The sequence below is a fragment of the Streptomyces sp. NPDC088246 genome, assembly GCF_044741025.1.
Classification (GTDB): domain Bacteria; phylum Actinomycetota; class Actinomycetes; order Streptomycetales; family Streptomycetaceae; genus Streptomyces.
This window is the reverse complement of the sequence record NZ_JBIURV010000010.1, coordinates 179505-195553: the sequence shown is the minus strand read 5'-3', so window position 1 is coordinate 195553 and position 16049 is coordinate 179505. Positions and strand designations below refer to the sequence as shown.

The following is a 16049-nucleotide window of genomic DNA, read 5'->3' as shown; positions in this document are numbered from 1 at the left end:
GGGCACCCGGCTGGGAGTGAGCGATGAACACGTCGACAGCGTCGGCGGGAACGGACGAGCTGAAGCGCCGTCTGAGCGTCTTCGACGCCGTGGTCATCGGCCTGGGTTCGATGATCGGCGCCGGCATTTTCGCCGCACCGGCGCCTGCCGCCGCGGCCGCCGGGTCCGGGCTGCTGCTCGGCCTGGGGCTGGCTGCGGTGGTCGCGTACTGCAACGCGACGTCCTCCGCCCGGCTGGCCGGTCGCTACCCGGAGTCCGGTGGCACCTATGTGTACGGCCGTGAACGCCTCGGTGACTTCTGGGGTTATCTCGCAGGCTGGGGCTTCGTCGTCGGCAAGACAGCTTCCTGTGCGGCAATGTCGCTCACCGTGGGCTCCTACGTGTGGCCTGGCCAGACACACGCGGTTGCCGTCGCGGCGGTGGTGGCACTGACCGCGCTCAACTACACCGGTCTGCACAAGTCCGCCTGGCTGACCCGGGTGATCGTCGCGTTCGTCCTGGCGGTACTCGCGGCGGTGGTCACCGCCTGTATCGGCGGCGGAACCGCCGATGCCGGGCGCCTGGCCATCGGCGCGGACGCCACTGTCGGAGGAGTTCTGCAGGCGGCCGGTCTGCTGTTCTTCGCGTTCGCCGGATACGCGCGGATCGCCACCCTCGGCGAGGAGGTACGCGACCCGCATCGCACCATCCGCCGCGCGATCCCGCTCGCGCTGGCCATCACGCTGCTCGTCTACGCAGCCGTCGCCGTCACGGTGCTGGCCGTCCTGGGCCCTGACCGCCTCGCCCATACCGCGGCCCCATTGGCCGAGGCCGCACGCGCGGCGGGCGTCCCCGGCCTCGCGCCGGTGGTGCGGGCCGGTGCGGCCGTCGCCGCACTCGGCTCCCTCCTCGCGCTCATCCTCGGTGTCTCACGCACCACCCTGGCCATGGCCCGCGAGCGCCACCTGCCGCACGTCCTGGCCACGGTGCACCCCCGCTTCAAAGTCCCTCACCGGGCGGAGGCCGCCGTCGGCGCCGTGGTTGCGGTCCTTGCCGCCACGACCGACGTCCGAGGGGCGATCGGCTTCTCCTCCTTCGGTGTCCTCGCCTACTACGCCATCGCCAACGCCGCTGCCTGGACGCTCACCGCGAACGAAGGCCGCCCGCCCCGCATCGTGCCCGGCGCCGGCCTGGCAGGCTGTCTGCTCCTCGCCTTCGCCCTGCCGTCGGCCTCGGTCGTCTCCGGCACCGCGGTGACTGCGGCCGGAGCCGCGGCCTATGGCGTACGCACGGTCCTCAGCCGCGCACGCAGCTAGGTCCTGCCGTCGGACTGCCGTCCGCCGTGCGGCGACGGCACCGGCGAGCGCCGGGGCCGCTCGGTGATCTACGCGCTGTACGACACCCACGTCGCCGAACTCCTCGACCAGGCCCTCTTCCACGTCGAGCACCTGCGCCTCGGCCCGCACGACACCCCCGTGGAGGAAGCCGCGAGAGCCGGCGGTGCGGTGGCTGCCGCCGCCCACTGAAACCGGAGACTCGCGGACCCGCGGAGCCCTCCACCCAACGCGGCGCCCGGTCAGTCGGTGCCGCGGTCCTGCGCGAGGACAGCCTTCAGGAACTCCCCGAGGATCTCGTCGAAGGCGTCCGGCCGTTCCATGTTGGGGAAATGCGCCGTCGACTCGACCGTTGCCTCACGCCCGTCGGCGACTGTCCGTACGAGGCGTCGGGCCATGCCGATGTGGTCGTCCGAGTCGATGCCGCCGTTGACGGCCAGCACCGGGATCGCGATCTCTGCCGCTCGGGCCCAGGTGTCCGTCACGGGCACGAGCCAGTCGGGTTCGTCGCCGCTGTGCTTGGCGACCGTCCGCACGGTCATCTCGCGCAGCCGCTGCACGACGGTGCGGTCGACGTCGTCGAGTGTGCGGTGCGGGCCCGCGGCGAAGAGCATGAAGGCATTGATCCAGCCTTCGGGGTCGCCGGCGGCCAGGGCACGGGCCTGTTCGGTCAGGATCTCCTCGGACCAGGGATCGCGGAACTCGGGCTCACCCGTTCCAGCCCCGCTGACGACCAATGCACGTACCAGATCGGGGTGTTCGAGCGCGGTGTCGACAGCGGTGGCCGCGCCCATCGACACTCCGACGAGAACCGCGGGACCCGTGTCGAGGTGGCGCAGCAGAGCGGCCAGATCGTCCGTGTGGCGAAATGGCCCGCTCGCGTTGGACGATCCGCCGTGCCCACGGGCGTCCGGCGCGATCACCCGGTGGCTCCGCGCCAGGACCGGCACCTGGTCATCCCACATTCCGTGGTCCAGGAAGCCGCCGTGCAGCAGCACCAGCGGCGGGCCCGCCCCGGCGTCGCGGTAGACGAGGTGGCCGTCCCGGGTCTCGAAGGAGCGCAGGTCTGAAGCAGTAGTCATGACAACCAAGGTGCCATTCGTCTCCCAAATTGGCAACCAAAGTGTCATGATGGCGAGATGACAGATACCGACCCACCCCTGGCTCCCGAGGACCTGGCCGACCGGCTCACGGAGGTCTTCGCCCTGGTCGGCCCTCTGTACAGGCGCGTACAACGCAAGGTGGAGCAGGCCGCACCGATCGAGGGCCTGTCCGTCGGCGTGCGCGCCGTCCTGGATCTGCTGCGCGAGCACGGACCCATGACGGTCCCCCAGATGGGCCGCGCACAGACGCTGAGCCGGCAGTTCGTGCAGCGCATGGTCAACGACGCCGCGGCGGGGCAGTTGGTCGAGGTCATCTCGAACCCCGCTCACCAGCGGTCTTCGTTGATCCGGCTGACCGACGCCGGCAGGGCGGCGATCACCGCCGCCCTCGCCCGCGAGCAGGCCCTGCTGCGCCAAGTGGACGGGAACCTGACCGACGCCGATGTGACGGCCTGCGTACGGGTGCTCAGCAGCATGCTTGAACTCTTCGACAACGTCGACCTGGACTGACGCCAGGCCCGGGTCCGGGCCCCTTCACGAGGCGAGCCCGGCGCCGGCAGCAAGGCTTCAGTCACCACATGGCCACCAAATGCGGAACCAATTCTCTGCGTCTACGCTCATATGTGGATCTATGCCGCCAACGGTGGTGACTCGACAGGAAGCGAGATCCCATGGAGCGGCTCAAGAGGTCGGGAATCGTCGGGGAGCTCTCGGCGGAGTTCCTCGGCACGATGATTCTCATCCTCTTCGGCTGTGGTGTGGTGGCCCAGGTCGTAGCCGGCGGAGCACTCACCGACCCGCCGGGGGGTCTCGGAAATCACGACAGCATCGCCTGGGCATGGGGTCTCGGAGTCACTCTGGGCGTCTATGTGGCGGGCAGGCTGAGCGGAGCGCACCTCAATCCCGCTGTGACGCTTTCGCTTGCCGCTTTCAAGGATTTTCCCTGGAAGAAGGTGGCACCCTACGCACTCGCGCAGCTCGCAGGAGCGTTCGTGGGGGCACTCGTGGTGCGATGGAATTACACCGAGGCCCTGGCGAAGGCGGACCCGGGGCACACGATCAAGACGCAAATCGTTTTCTCGACGCTGCCCGCCAACGGGAACCTCGCGCTTCCGGTTCACGAATGGGGGGCGCTGCGGGACCAGGTCATCGGAACCGCCATTCTTGTGCTGCTGATCTTCGCGGTCACGGATCTTCTCAGTACGCCACCGGGCGCCAATCTCGGCCCGTTCATCGTGGGCCTCATCGTGGTGGGCATCGGTATGGCGTGGGGCACCAATGCCGGGTACGCGATCAATCCGGCCCGTGACTTCGGGCCCCGGCTCGCGAGTTTCCTCACCGGCTACGGAGGAGCGTGGCGGGACCAGTACGGGAACTTCTACTACTGGGTGCCCATTGTGGGCCCACTCGTGGGAGGCCTGGCAGGTGCGTTCCTCTACAAGACCCTTGTCGGCCGTTTCCTGCCCACCGCGGAGGCGGAGCCGGAGGGCAGCATCCCCGTGCCACTGGAGGAGTGACGCCCGGTTCTTCATCGAGCGGGGACTCAGGAGAGGCAGCACACCATGGCGGACTTCATCGGCGCGGTGGATCAAGGCACCACCAGCAGCCGCTTCATGATCTTCGATCACGACGGGAACGAAGTGGCCAAGCACCAGTTGGAGCACGAGCAGATCCTGCCCCGCCCCGGCTGGGTGGAGCACGACCCGGTGGAGATCTGGGAGCGCACCAACTCGGTGATGCAGAACGCTCTGCGCACCGGAGGTCTGAGCGCCACCGATCTCGATGCCATCGGGATCACGAACCAGCGCGAGACCACCGTCGTCTGGGACCCCCGCACCGGTCGTCCGTACTGCAACGCCATCGTGTGGCAGGACACCCGGACCGACTCGATCGCCAAGGCCCTGGAGAACGAGGGCCACGGCGAGGTCATTCGCCGCAAGTCGGGTCTGCCTCCGGCCACTTACTTCTCCGGCGGGAAGATCAAGTGGATCCTCGACCATGTCGAGGGAGTCCGCGAGGCTGCGGAGCAGGGCCATGCGGTGTTCGGGAACACGGACTGCTGGGTGTTGTGGAACCTCACCGGCGGCCCCGACGGCGGCATCCACGCCACCGACGTGACCAATGCCAGCCGGACGATGCTGATGAACCTGGAGACGCTCGACTGGGACGACGAATTGCTGGGCATCTTCGGCATCCCCAGGGCGATGCTGCCGGCCATCCACCCGTCCTCCGACGCGGAGGTGTACGGCCGCACGCGCACGTCCCGGCCCCTGCGGGCCGCGATCCCGATCACCGGCGTGCTCGGCGACCAGCATGCGGCCACCGTGGGGCAGGTGTGCTTCGAGCCGGGCCAGGCGAAGAACACGTACGGCACCGGAAACTTCCTCGTGCTCAACACCGGCACGAAGCTGATCCGGTCACGGCACGGCCTGCTCACCACCGTCGCCTACCAGTTCGACAAGAGCCCGGCGGTCTACGCTCTGGAGGGCTCCATCGCGGTCACGGGATCCGCCGTGCAGTGGCTGCGGGACCAGATGAAGATCATCAGCGAAGCCGCCGAGAGCGAATGGCTCGCCAGAACCGTCGAGGACAACGGTGGGATGTACTTCGTGCCGGCGTTCTCGGGCCTCTTCGCTCCCTACTGGCGCTCGGACGCCCGCGGAGCCATCGTCGGTCTCGCCCGCTACAACACCAACGCCCATCTGGCGCGGGCCACTCTGGAAGCCATCTGCTACCAGAGCCGGGATGTGGTGGAGGCGATGGAACAGGACTCAGGTGTCCATCTCGATGTGCTCAAGGTCGACGGCGGGGTCACGGCCAACGACCTGTGCATGCAGATCCAGGCGGATGTCCTGGGGGTGCAGGTGAGCCGCCCGGTCGTCGCCGAGACCACCGCGCTGGGCGCCGCGTACGCGGCGGGTCTCGCCACCGGTTTCTGGCGCGACCAGGGCGAGTTGCGGGAGCACTGGCAGGAGTCGAAACGCTGGGAGCCGCAGTGGAGCGACGAGCAGCGCGCCGAGGGTTACGCCGATTGGAAGAGGGCGGTCGAGCGCACTCTCGACTGGGTGAGGGTGGGATGACGTCAGGGGTCCGACCACCGTACGGGCGTGCTCGGCCGGGCACGCCCGTACGGTGTGGTCGGGTCAGGACTCGGTGCGCAGTCCGGCCAGCAGCTGATAGACGGTTTCGGTGCCTTGCCGCAGGGCTTCGACGCCGATGTGTTCGTCGGTGCCGTGCATGCGCTTGAGCATGTCCCGGTTCACGGTGAACGGGTACATGCCGTAGACGGGCACGTTCTGTTCCCGGAACGGCACCGCGCTGGTGACCGCCTCGAACTGGCAAGCGGTGGCCCGTACCCCGGGGTGTGTCCTGCGTACGGCTGTCTGCCAGGCGCGGAAGACGTCCGTGTCATAGCCGGAGTCGGGCACGGCCAGGTAGCCGCGCAGCCGGTCCAGGGCCTGTTGCTCGCTCTCGCCGGGGTTGCCGACCACGGTCAGCGCCGCCCGGTTGCCGATCAGCGAGCGCAGTTCGGCGACGATGCGGCCGGGGTCGTCGGCCCCGGGGAGGAAGGCGGCCCGGAACTCCGCGGTCGCCGTGCCCGGCACGATGCTCGGGTAGTAGCCGGACTGCGCGGAGGTGAAGGCGAGCGTGGTGCGCAGCATCGCGTTGTGCAGCTCAGGGGTCTCGCTGAGCCGTACCACCGCTTCGCCGGCCCTGTCCCGCTGCTGTTCCGAACGGGCATTGAGCATCTCGCGCAGGGCCTCGGCGAGCGACCGGTCGGTGGTGGCCTCGGCGAGTTCGGCGAAGTACTGCCGGGACAGCGCGTTGGGACGGATGTGTGCGCGCCACTCCCCGAGTCGGTCGAGCACCTCCCCCAGCCGGATCACGGCCTGTCCTGTGAATGGCTTGGACGTGTGGGTGGCGTACGAGGAGGTCTCCAGGCGCAGCAGCAGGGAGCGCTTGTCGTTGCAGGTGAGCGAGGCGATCATGGGCGTCCTGCCGTCGTGCTGGTTGAGCACCCAGCCGCCCTCGGTGATGACCGTGCCCGCATCGACCTTGCCGGGGTGTTCCGTGAGGAACCAGCGCACCCCGTAGGGCCCTTGTTCCTCGTCGCAGTCGGACCAGAAGACGATGTCGCGGTCGAAGGCCGCACCCTCGCGGACATGGCGGAGCAGAGCGGCGACGAATGCGGCGTTGACGCCCTTCATGTCGAGCGAGCCGCGGCCGTACAGCTTGCCGTCTTTGATGTCTCCGGCGAAGGGGTCCGTCGTCCACTTGTCACCGATGGCGGGGACTACGTCGGAGTGGCCGAGCAGGACCAGTGGTTTCTTCCGAGCCGGCCCGGAGCCGGGGACGCGGGCGAAGAAGTGGACGTTGCCTTCCTTGGGGGTGGGCACGATCTCGGTGCCCACCCCGGCCGCGCGGAAGATTCCCTGGAGCATCTTGGCGAACGGCCGGGTGAGCGCACCGTCACCCGGGTTGCTGGTGTTCTGGCGGATCATGGCCACGGCAAGGCCCACGGGGTCGGTCGGATCGCCCTCGAAGGAGACACCGCCCGCGGCGGCCGGAGCGGCGGCCGCCGCTCCGGGCTCCGTGGCCGGCACCGCACCGAGCCCCAGCACCGTGCCCGCGACGGCCGTCGCTCCGGCGCCGAGCACGGAACGTCGTGACGGCCGGGCCCCGGGAAGTCCGTCCAGGCAGGCGGAGATGACCGCTGCCGGGTTCTCCTGGTGGGCGTGGTGACCGCCCTCGACGGACAGCAGAGTGCACTCGCCACGGGTCCAGTCGATCCAGCGGCGCACGGTCACTTCGGGCACGTGCGGGTCCTCGGTGGCCCACACCGCGCGCAACTCGACGTGCGGTACGGGACTTCGGCTGCCGTCGTAGCCCGCGGCCAACTGCAGATCGGCAATGACGGGAGGCAGCAGCACCTCCTCGAACTCGGGGTCCGCCAGCAGTTCCGGGTCGGTCGGTCCGGTCCCGGTCGCGAAGGCACGGGCGTCCTCGACGGTCACATCGTCACCGTCTCCGTGGAAGTCACCGGGGCACTGTCCGGCCACCGCGCACAGCCGCGTGACCGGCACCCCGGCGTCGAGCACCCGGCAGCACGTCTCGTACGCAAGGAGCGCACCGAGGCTGATGCCGATCAGCACCAGTCTCCGCCCTCCCCGCAGTGCGCGTATCTCGGCCGCCACGGCATCCGCGTAGGCGGTCATGTCGATGACGGGTTCCTCGTCGACTCGGGTGCCGCGGCCCGGCGGTGTGATCAGCGCGAGTGCGGTGTCCTCGGGCAGCCGGCCCCGCCAGTTCGCGAACGTCGAGCCGTGGGCGCCGGTGGGTGCGAAGCAGACGGCGAGGGTGCCTGCCTCGCTCTCCGGCCGGGTTTCGCCCGGCACGCTCAACCATGGGACGTTCATGCCTGTTCCTCCTGTTGGGTCTCGCGGCACAGTGCGGCGATCGCGGTGACGGTGGGTGCGCCGAGGATGCCTCCGCTCGCAGTTCCTTCTGGCGCGAGGGCGGCGAGATGGTGTTCTTCGCCGCGATGCCGGGGCCGAAGCAGTTCTCGAAGAAGGCGACCAGATCCTCGGCCGTGTCGAACGGGTTATCGATCGATCGACATGCGGATCGATCCCCCTCAGAGTGTGAGCCGGACGCCCAGACCAGCGGCTTCGGCGCGGACGTGGATGCGGTCGGCGACGGCGACGTCGAGGATCGGCACATGAGCGCCTCGGCCACCGCCGCCACGATGTCCACGTCGCGGGCCGCCTCGATGACATCCGCACGGGTCGGAGAGCGGAAGTGGCTGTCTGGGTATTGCTCGAAGTCCATTGCGGGTGAGACTCCTTGGCGTGAGGGTCGGTGGTGGGGAGAGTCCGGGAGCGGTTCAGTCGCCGGCGCCGCGCGGCCCACGCAGCATCACGAAGGGGACGAGCGCGCCGAGCAGCAGCACGCAGGCGAGCGCGACCCAGCCGGCCGTGCCGAGGGCGAGGACGACACCGGTCATCAGCACCGGGCCCGCGACTCGGTTGGCGACGGTGCGGCTGGTGTTGAACAGCACCAGGTAGGCGCTGCGCGCCCGCTCGGGTGCCAGGTCGAAGGAGAGGGTCCACGATGCGCCGACCTGGAGCAGTTCGGCGAACGTCAGCAGGACGACGGCGGAACCGAGCACCAGCAGTGCTTCCCGCTCTCCGAAGCCGGGCGCGGCGGCGAAGGCCAGGGTGCCGCAGCTGAGCAGCAGTGCCGCGGTCGCATACGAGTACCACGCCCGGCGCGTTGTGCTGTAGCAGCGGTTGAGCGGGTACTGAAGGGCGATGCACAACACGGTGTTGACGGCGTACAGGATTCCGACATAGCGCTCCGGTACGTCGGTCCCGGTGACGAGCCACAGCGGGAAGGCAACGTTGAGCACCGGCATCCAGAGCGACACCAGTGCGTTGTACGCGGTGAAGCCCAGCAGCCGCCGGTCCTTGAGCAGATCCGCGACACGGGCGCTCTCGACGGCGGTCGCGGCTTCCTCTCCCTGGGCGGTGGCGTACACCACGGCCACCACCACATAGGCGAGTGCGCCACCGATCAGCAGCGGCCGGAAGGCTCCGGGCGCTCCGGAACCCAGGGCGACTCCGGCGATCAGCCCGCCCAGACTGATGCCGAGGTTGACGACGGTGCGCTGAACGGCCATCACCTTCGCGCGCAGGCTCTCGGGGGCTCGCGCACCGACGTACGACTGCACCAGTGGGGGCGAGGACTGCTCGGTGACGGCGATGACGGCGACCACGAGAAGGAAGCTCCACCAGCCGTCCACCCACAGATAGCCGACGGTGGCCAGGGCGCGCAGCAGCATCACACCGATCAGCACCGGCTTCGGCCCGAATCGTCCGGCCAGCCGGGCGATGGGCACGGCGGCGGCGATGGCGACGGCTCCGCCGATCGTCAAGCCGGTGCCGACGGACGACGTGCTGAGATGAGCGACCTTGACGAAGTAGATGGTCGAGACGGCGAGGAACAGTCCCGTACCGGTCCACTCGATCAGCGTGGCGCCCTGGACCAGCGGCAGGAACTGCCGGTAATCGGGGCCCGTCCGCCGCCGGTCACGGGTGCTGCTCGTGCTCATTGTCAGTGCTCCAGGTGCTTTCGGTCGAAGAAGAGGCCTTCGCGACGCAGTTGTTCCACGGCGGCCGTGATCTCCTTGACGACGCCCTGCTCGGTCGCCCAGTCGTCGCAGTAGAGGGTGTCGCGGTATTCGCCGCCGTCGTCGGCGGCCAGGCAGACCGCGAGCCGGTCGTCCACGCGGCCGTTCTCCAGGTCGGACAGCAGCGCGCATACGGCGCAGCCGCTGGATCCCCCGGGTACAAGTCCCATGTCCTCGGCGGGGATCGGGCAGACGGCGATCGCCTCGATGCCGTCGACGTGCACGGAACGGCCGTAGCCGTGCGGCCCTTTCAGGAAGGCGGACGGCCGGCCGGCTCCGATGCCCTGCAGCAGCCGGCGTCCGGCGCTGCCTGTGACGGCCGGCGAACCGTGTACGTCCACGGCAACCGCGGCGACGTCGGGCCGGTGCCGGCGCAGATGTGCGCTGATGCCGGCGAGGGCGCCACCGGTGGAGACCGGCACGTACACCGCGCCGGGTTCCGGTCCCGCCTGCTCGGTGATCTCGGGTCCCGTGGTGCGGCGATGGATGTCGGGCGAGGCCCGGTTCTCATACTGGTTGGGCCAGCGGTATCCGGGGGTGCGGTCGCACAGCTCGCGGACCCTGCGCAGCCGGCTCAGCAGGTAGCCGCCCTGTCCGTCCGCTTCGCCCACGACGATCGCCCGGGCGCCGCGTTCGGTCAGCACGGTGCGGGTGGCGTGCGGGGTCTTGAGATCGACCACCGCGAGGAAGACGCAGTCGATGGAGGGCAGCAGCCGGGCCAGGGCCGGGCCGAGATTGCCGGAGGTGGATTCCACCACCACCGTGCCTGGGGTGAGCGGTCGTTCGTCGTGCAACGCCTGTAACAGGCCCACGGCGCTGCGGTCCTTCACCGATCCGGTGAGGCCGTTTTCCTCGAGTTTCAGTCCCGGACGCCGCACCCGGCCCCGACGGGGGGCGTCCAGGTGGAGTAAGGGAGTCTTGCGGAGGGCCCGTGCCAGGACGGGTTTGACACACGGCACTGCTTCCCCCTGTGCGATGCGTCGTTGACCTCTCCATGGGTCGACCGGTCTGCCCCGCTGCGCGCACTCAGACCTTAGGCATGCACCCCCCGGTGCCACCACGCCATTGCCCGGCGCGCGTGTCGCTCTTGGCCAGAACAGCGCTTGACGCCTCTTCGCGCCCCTCCACATCCCTGCTGAGGATCCCAGCGCCGACCGGGGGGACGGCTCAATGGTCTGCCGCGCGCAGGGTGTGGTCGGCAATTCGAAATGGCCGGTTCGGTACAACACCTGCCGGTGCTGCCGGACCCGCACGACGAGAACCGTCCCGCCCCTGTGCCGGAACGGTTCCGTCGCTGTGCGGTCGGAGCCCCACGTGGTGGCCCGGGCTGCCGGACAGAAGCCGGCCGGGCCACCGACATGGTCAGTGAACTTTCGCGCCCTGCAACCGGATCCGGCGCAGGACAGCGGGTCGTCAGCAGATCCGCGGCAGTTGCTCCCCGACCGGCAGGTCGACCACCCGTGTACCGCCGAGCCCGGTGCGGGCCACCACCATGCCCGGGTGGGCGTCCACCACCTCACCGATCACCGCCGCGTCCCGGCCCAGCGGGTGTGCGCGCATCGCGTCCAGGACCGCATCGGCGTGTTCACGCGGTACGAACGCCACCAGCTTCCCCTCGTTGGCGACGTACATCGCATCGAGGCCCAGGATGGCGCAGGCATTGGCCACCGGCGGAGGGACAGGGACGTTTCGCTCCTGGATCACGACGCCGGTGCCCGACGCCGCTGCGATCTCGTTGAGGGATGCGGCGAGCCCCCCACGGGTGGGGTCGCGCAGTACGTGCAGGTCAGGGGTGACCGCGAGCATGGCCTCCACGAGTCCTCCCAGGGCGGCGCAGTCGCTCTCGATCTCGACGCCGAACTCCAGGCCCTCACGCACGCTCATGATCGCCACGCCGTGGACACCGATCGCCCCGCTGACGATTACGACGTCACCCGGGACGACACGTTGCGGGCTCAGGTCGACGCCGGCCGGGATGAGGCCGATGCCGGCGGTGTTGATGAAGATGCCGTCTCCGTGGCCGGCTTCGACCACCTTGGTGTCCCCCGTCGCCACCTCGACGCCCGCGCTGCGCGCGGCGGCGCCGAAGGCGTCGGCCACGCGCGCGACGACGGATAGCTCGACGCCCTCCTCCAGGATGAATCCGCAGGACAGATAGGCAGCACGCGCACCGCTCATGGCCAGGTCGTTGACGGTGCCGTTGACCGCGAGGTCGCCGATACTGCCACCGGGGAAGAACAGCGGACGCACCACGAAGGAGTCGGTGGAGAAGGCCAGACGTGCGCCGCCCAGCGACACCGATGCCGAATCGCTCATCTGCGCGAGCACCTCACCTCCGAAGGCGGGGGCGAAGATGTGCTGGACCAGCTCGGCGGAGAGCGCGCCGCCACCGCCGTGGCCCATCACGATGCGCGGGTGATCCCGCAGCGGGGCCGGGCACGTCCATGCCGTGGGATCGAGCGGCGGGGCAACGGAGGGAGGCGTTGCCGAAGCGGTTACGTCACCGCGCGTGGGGGTCTCGACGGTCTCAGCCAACGGAGCTCGCCTCCAGAGGTGCGGTCTTCTTCATGTCCAGCCGCCGGTAGAGGTAGTACGCGGCGCAGGCGCCCTCGCTGGAGACCATGGTCGCTCCGAGTGGGGTGCGGGGAGTGCAGATGGTGTCGAATGCCTCGCACTCATGCGGCTTGAGCAGGCCCTGCAGGACCTCTCCGCTGCGGCACTGAGCGGGTTCACGGGTATCGATACCGGTCACCGAGAAGCGGTATTCGGCGTCGTAGTCCCGATAACGCGGGGAGAGCCGCCAGCCGCTGGCGGGGATGACTCCGATGCCGCGCCAGGCCCGGTCGGTCACCTCGAAGACGTCCTCCAGCATGGCCAGAGCGGCGGGGTTTCCCTCTGGGCGCACGGCGCGCGGGTAGGCGTTGTCCACCGTGTGTTCACCGCGTTCCAGCTGGGCCACGGTACGGCGCACGCCTTCCAGGATGTCCAGCGGTTCGAATCCTGTCACCACGATCGGGACGCCGAACCGTTCGGCCAGCTGGGGGTACTCACCCACGCCCATGACGCTGCACACATGTCCTGCGGCGAGGAATGCCTGCACCCGGCAGCTCGGCGACTGCATGATCGCCTCGATCGCCGGTGGCACCCGGACATGGGACACCAGCAGACTGAAGTTGCGGATGCCGAGCCTGCGTGCCTGATAGACCGTCATCGCGTTGGGAGGCGCGGTGGTTTCGAAACCGATTCCGAAGAACACGACCTCCCGATCCGGGTTCTGCTGGGCAATCTTCAGCGCGTCGAGCGGGGAGTAGACGACCCTTACGTCGCCGCCCTCGCTGCGGACCCGGAACAGGTCCCGGCCGGTGCCGGGGACGCGGAGCATGTCGCCGAAGGAACAGAAGATCACCTCCGGGCGGGAGGCGATCTCCAGCGCCTTGTCGATGACTTCCAGCGGGGTGACGCACACCGGACAGCCCGGTCCGTGGATCAGTTCGACCTGGTCCGGCAGCAGTTGATCGATGCCGTGCCGGATGATGGTGTGGGTCTGCCCGCCGCAGACCTCCATCAGCGCCCACGGCCTGGTCACGGTGGAGCGGATCTCGTCGAGCAGCCGCCGGGCCAGTGCGGGGTCCTGGAATTCGTCGATGTACTTCACTGCTGCGCCTCCTGGGCCGCTTCACCGGCGCCGGGCAGTGGCAATCCGCCGGCCTCTGCCGCCATTTCCCACGGGTCGCCGAACTCTTCCTGAAGCAAGCCGAGTTGGGCGAACAGCTCCAGCGTCTGCCGGGCCGACTCCTCATCCAGTTTCTGCAGGGCGAACCCCACGTGGACGATGGCGTACTCGCCGACCTGAAGGTCCGGCAGATACTCCAGACATGCTTCCTTGACCACTCCGCCGAAATCGACGGTGGCCATGCGTGTGCCGTCCCGTTCCTCGATTTCCAGTACTCTGCCGGGCACCGCCAGGCACATGGCTTCTCCTTGCTGTCGTTGATCCGCCTGCCCGGTCCTGCCGGGACACGCCGTCAGTGGATGCCCGCACTCCCCTGCGCCGCTCCGATGCGGCCATCCGTTGTTCGGACGGTGCGGGTTCGGGCAGCAACCATCACCTGTCCCAGTGCCAGCCCTCCGTCGTTCGGGGGGACCTGGTGGTGTCGCAGGACGGTGAAGTCGTGGCCGCGAAGCGTCCGGGCGCAAGCCGAGGAGAGCCGGGTGTTGGCGAACACTCCGCCGGTCAGGGCAACGGTGTCCAGGCCGTACCGCTCACGAGCCAGGAAGCAGGTGCTGCGTACGAGGGCGGCGACCGACTCGTGGAAGCGTGCTGCGATGACGCCCGGCGCAGTACCCGCGCGCACGTCCTCCACCACCGCCGCCAGTACGGGCGCGGGGTCGGCGATCAGCGCGCTCCCGCTGTCCGGTGCGGGAGAGCGCAGCGCAAAGCCGTATCCCGCGCAGTCGTCCTCGGCCGCCCGGAGCGCGGCGGTTTCGAGTCCGACGGCGGCCTGGGCCTCGTATCCGGCGCGGTGGCAGATGCCGCTGAGCGAGGAGACTGCGTCGAACAGACGGCCCATGCTGGAGGTGGGGACACAGTTGAGATCCTGCTCCAACTGCCGCTTCAGTACGTCCAGTTCGTCGTGCGGGCAGGCCGCGGTGCACGGCAGGTCCTGCGTCCAGCCGATTCCTGCCGCGTGCAGATGTGCCAGGGCCATGCGGTAGGGGCGCCGTACGGCGGCGTCGCCGCCCGGCAGAGGGACATACGCGAGATGCCCGAACCGGTGGTATCCGTCGTAGTCCGCCAGCAGGATCTCCCCGCCCCACACGGCCCCGTCGTCGCCGTAGCCGGTGCCGTCGAACGCGACGCCGATCACCCGCCGGCTGCCGTCCAGCCCGTGTTCGGCCATTGCGGAGGCGATGTGTGCGTGATGGTGCTGTACGCGTACGACCTGCCGTTCACCGGCCAGACGGCGGGTCAGCTGTGCCGAGCGGTATCCGGGATGCCTGTCGACGGCCAGGACTGCGGGTCGGACGCCGGTGATGGTGTCCAAGTGCTGGCCGGCGTCCTCGAAGGCATGTTGTGTGGCCAGGTCGTCCATGTCTCCGATGTGGGCGGACAGCCAGGCTCTGCGCCCCTCCGCCAGGCACAGGGTGTTCTTGAGGTCGCCGCCCGCAGCAAGGATCGCCGGTACCGGGAGAGGCAGTTCGACGGGCCGGGGGACGTAGCCGCGTGAGCGGCGTACGGTCAGCAGTTCCCCGTCGCAGACTCGTACGACGGAGTCGTCGCACGGTACCTGGATCGGGCGGTCATGGGTCAGCCAGGCGTCGGCCAGACGGGCGAGCCGGTCCAGCGCTTCGGCGTCGTCGGTGACGATCGGCTCCCCGGCCACGTTGCCGCTGGTCATGACGAGAAGGCGCGGCCCGGCCGGGTCGCCGGGCAGGCCGAGCAGCAGGTGGTGCAGGGGGGTGTAGGCAAGCATGACGCCGAGATCGGGGCTGCCCGGGGCTACGTTGTCCGACGGTGTCGGGGCGCCCGGCCCGGGGACCGCTCGGCTGCGACGCCTCAGCAGGACGACCGGCCGGACGACACCGGTGAGGAGAGCCCGCTCCTCTGCGCCGACATGGACAAGGTGTTCGATGTCGCCGGTGTCGCGTGCCATCAGGGCGAACGGCTTGTCTCCACGGGCCTTGCGGCGGCGGAGTGCGGCAACGGCCCGGGCGTTGGTCGCGTCGCACGCGAGGTGGTACCCGCCGAGCCCCTTGACGGCGAGGATCGCGCCGCCGGCCAGGAGTCTGCGGGCCTCCGCGACCGGGTCCGTTACGGTGATGCGTCGCGGGGCCTTGTCCGGGCCCGGGTGCGCCGCCAGCAGATCGAGGCGCGGCCCGCATCGGTGGCAGGCGACCGGCTGGGCATGGAAACGGCGGTCCGTGGGGTCTGCGTACTCGCGGGCGCAGTCGGGGCACATGGGGAAGCGGGCCATCGTGGTGTGTGCGCGGTCGTACGGCAGGTCCGTGACGATGGTGAACCGCGGCCCGCAGTTGGTGCAGGTGATGAAGGGGTGCCGGTGGCGCCGGTCCGCGGGGTCGGCCAGTTCGGCGAGGCAGTCGGCGCAGGTGGCCACGTCCGGGGGAACCAGCGTGCGGGAAGGTCCGCCGGTCCGGGAGGCGACGATGGTGAATCCGGCACCGCCCTCGGCGGGGACCTCCCTGTGTTCGACGGAATCGAGGACGGCCATGGGCGGTGCGTTCGCGACGATCCCTTCGCAGAACAGGGCCACGGCAGCAGGTGAGCCCTCGACTTCCGCGACGACGCCCTCGGGAGTATTGGTGACGTGTCCCGCCAGGCCCATCGCGAGGGCACGCGTGTACACGTAGGGCCGGAACCCGACGCCTTGGACGACGCCCCGGACGGTGACCCGGCGACGCTGCGCCGGCTCACCCATGGCCGGG

Annotated in this window: 12 protein-coding genes and 1 pseudogene; 5 read left to right on the top strand and 8 right to left on the bottom strand. The window is 69.6% G+C overall.

Annotated features, from left to right (window positions below; genetic code table 11):
- The first annotated feature begins 23 nt into the window (after nt 1-23).
- Entirely contained in the window at nt 24-1295 is a 1272-nt protein-coding gene (locus ACIPEK_RS16690; RefSeq protein ID WP_401996290.1) for an APC family permease, read from the top strand.
- 39 nt (nt 1296-1334) lie between these two features.
- Nucleotides 1335-1505 (top strand): annotated as a pseudogene (locus tag ACIPEK_RS16685) (transcriptional regulator); the annotation flags it as partial.
- A gap of 50 nt (nt 1506-1555) precedes the next feature.
- Here the strand turns inward: ACIPEK_RS16685 and ACIPEK_RS16680 are convergent.
- Nucleotides 1556-2395: an alpha/beta fold hydrolase gene (locus tag ACIPEK_RS16680; protein ID WP_401996287.1), complete on the bottom strand. Its 840-nt coding sequence runs from the start codon at nt 2393-2395 to the stop codon at nt 1556-1558.
- A 57-nt stretch (nt 2396-2452) separates the two neighbouring features.
- Here ACIPEK_RS16680 and ACIPEK_RS16675 point away from each other — a divergent pair, with 57 nt between their 5' ends.
- From ACIPEK_RS16675 to glpK, 3 genes are all read left to right on the top strand, one after another.
- On the top strand, nt 2453-2926 hold the full coding sequence (locus tag ACIPEK_RS16675; RefSeq protein WP_383074196.1) for a MarR family winged helix-turn-helix transcriptional regulator: 474 nt from the start codon (nt 2453-2455) through the stop codon (nt 2924-2926).
- Nucleotides 2927-3087: 161 nt separating this feature from the next.
- A complete protein-coding gene (locus tag ACIPEK_RS16670) occupies nt 3088-3933 on the top strand; it encodes an MIP/aquaporin family protein (RefSeq protein WP_401996284.1) in 846 nt (281 codons plus the stop codon).
- Nucleotides 3934-3978: 45 nt separating this feature from the next.
- A complete protein-coding gene (gene glpK, locus ACIPEK_RS16665) occupies nt 3979-5496 on the top strand; it encodes a glycerol kinase GlpK (RefSeq protein ID WP_401996281.1) in 1518 nt (505 codons plus the stop codon).
- A 63-nt stretch (nt 5497-5559) separates the two neighbouring features.
- On the opposite strand, the gene ACIPEK_RS16660 is transcribed toward glpK, so the two are convergent.
- From ACIPEK_RS16660 to hypF, 7 genes are all read right to left on the bottom strand, one after another.
- Nucleotides 5560-7833: a M20/M25/M40 family metallo-hydrolase gene (locus ACIPEK_RS16660; protein ID WP_401996278.1), complete on the bottom strand. Its 2274-nt coding sequence runs from the start codon at nt 7831-7833 to the stop codon at nt 5560-5562.
- Between the two features lie 467 nt (nt 7834-8300).
- The gene (locus ACIPEK_RS16655; protein WP_401996275.1) at nt 8301-9527 is read right to left on the bottom strand and encodes an MFS transporter; all 1227 of its coding nucleotides are present in this window, start codon (nt 9525-9527) and stop codon (nt 8301-8303) included.
- A gap of 2 nt (nt 9528-9529) precedes the next feature.
- Nucleotides 9530-10735 carry a pyridoxal-phosphate dependent enzyme gene (locus ACIPEK_RS16650; protein ID WP_401996272.1) on the bottom strand — a complete coding sequence of 402 codons (1206 nt, stop codon included), beginning with the start codon at nt 10733-10735 and terminating at the stop codon, nt 9530-9532.
- A 283-nt stretch (nt 10736-11018) separates the two neighbouring features.
- Nucleotides 11019-12032 carry a hydrogenase expression/formation protein HypE gene (gene hypE / locus ACIPEK_RS16645; protein ID WP_401996404.1) on the bottom strand — a complete coding sequence of 338 codons (1014 nt, stop codon included), beginning with the start codon at nt 12030-12032 and terminating at the stop codon, nt 11019-11021.
- Between the two features lie 100 nt (nt 12033-12132).
- On the bottom strand, nt 12133-13260 hold the full coding sequence (hypD, locus tag ACIPEK_RS16640) for a hydrogenase formation protein HypD (RefSeq protein WP_401996269.1): 1128 nt from the start codon (nt 13258-13260) through the stop codon (nt 12133-12135).
- Nucleotides 13257-13577 (bottom strand): HypC/HybG/HupF family hydrogenase formation chaperone, encoded by a 321-nt coding sequence (locus ACIPEK_RS16635; RefSeq protein WP_383074183.1) that lies wholly within the window; start codon nt 13575-13577, stop codon nt 13257-13259. Before ACIPEK_RS16635 ends, hypD begins: the two co-directional genes overlap by 4 nt.
- 53 nt (nt 13578-13630) lie before the next feature.
- A complete protein-coding gene (gene hypF, locus ACIPEK_RS16630; RefSeq protein ID WP_401996265.1) occupies nt 13631-16042 on the bottom strand; it encodes a carbamoyltransferase HypF in 2412 nt (803 codons plus the stop codon).
- Nucleotides 16043-16049 lie beyond the last annotated feature (7 nt).

What these genes read in the sequence shown, in the direction of transcription:
- ACIPEK_RS16690 (WP_401996290.1), top strand. Translation starts at nt 24, where the DNA reads ATGAACACGTCGACAGCGTCGGCGGGAACGGACGAGCTGAAGCGCCGT.
- ACIPEK_RS16680 (WP_401996287.1), bottom strand. Translation starts at nt 2,395, where the DNA reads ATGACTACTGCTTCAGACCTGCGCTCCTTCGAGACCCGGGACGGCCAC.
- ACIPEK_RS16675 (WP_383074196.1), top strand. Translation starts at nt 2,453, where the DNA reads ATGACAGATACCGACCCACCCCTGGCTCCCGAGGACCTGGCCGACCGG.
- ACIPEK_RS16670 (WP_401996284.1), top strand. Translation starts at nt 3,088, where the DNA reads ATGGAGCGGCTCAAGAGGTCGGGAATCGTCGGGGAGCTCTCGGCGGAG.
- glpK (WP_401996281.1), top strand. Translation starts at nt 3,979, where the DNA reads ATGGCGGACTTCATCGGCGCGGTGGATCAAGGCACCACCAGCAGCCGC.
- ACIPEK_RS16660 (WP_401996278.1), bottom strand. Translation starts at nt 7,833, where the DNA reads ATGAACGTCCCATGGTTGAGCGTGCCGGGCGAAACCCGGCCGGAGAGC.
- ACIPEK_RS16655 (WP_401996275.1), bottom strand. Translation starts at nt 9,527, where the DNA reads ATGAGCACGAGCAGCACCCGTGACCGGCGGCGGACGGGCCCCGATTAC.
- ACIPEK_RS16650 (WP_401996272.1), bottom strand. Translation starts at nt 10,735, where the DNA reads ATGTGGAGGGGCGCGAAGAGGCGTCAAGCGCTGTTCTGGCCAAGAGCG.
- ACIPEK_RS16635 (WP_383074183.1), bottom strand. Translation starts at nt 13,577, where the DNA reads ATGTGCCTGGCGGTGCCCGGCAGAGTACTGGAAATCGAGGAACGGGAC.
- hypF (WP_401996265.1), bottom strand. Translation starts at nt 16,042, where the DNA reads ATGGGTGAGCCGGCGCAGCGTCGCCGGGTCACCGTCCGGGGCGTCGTC.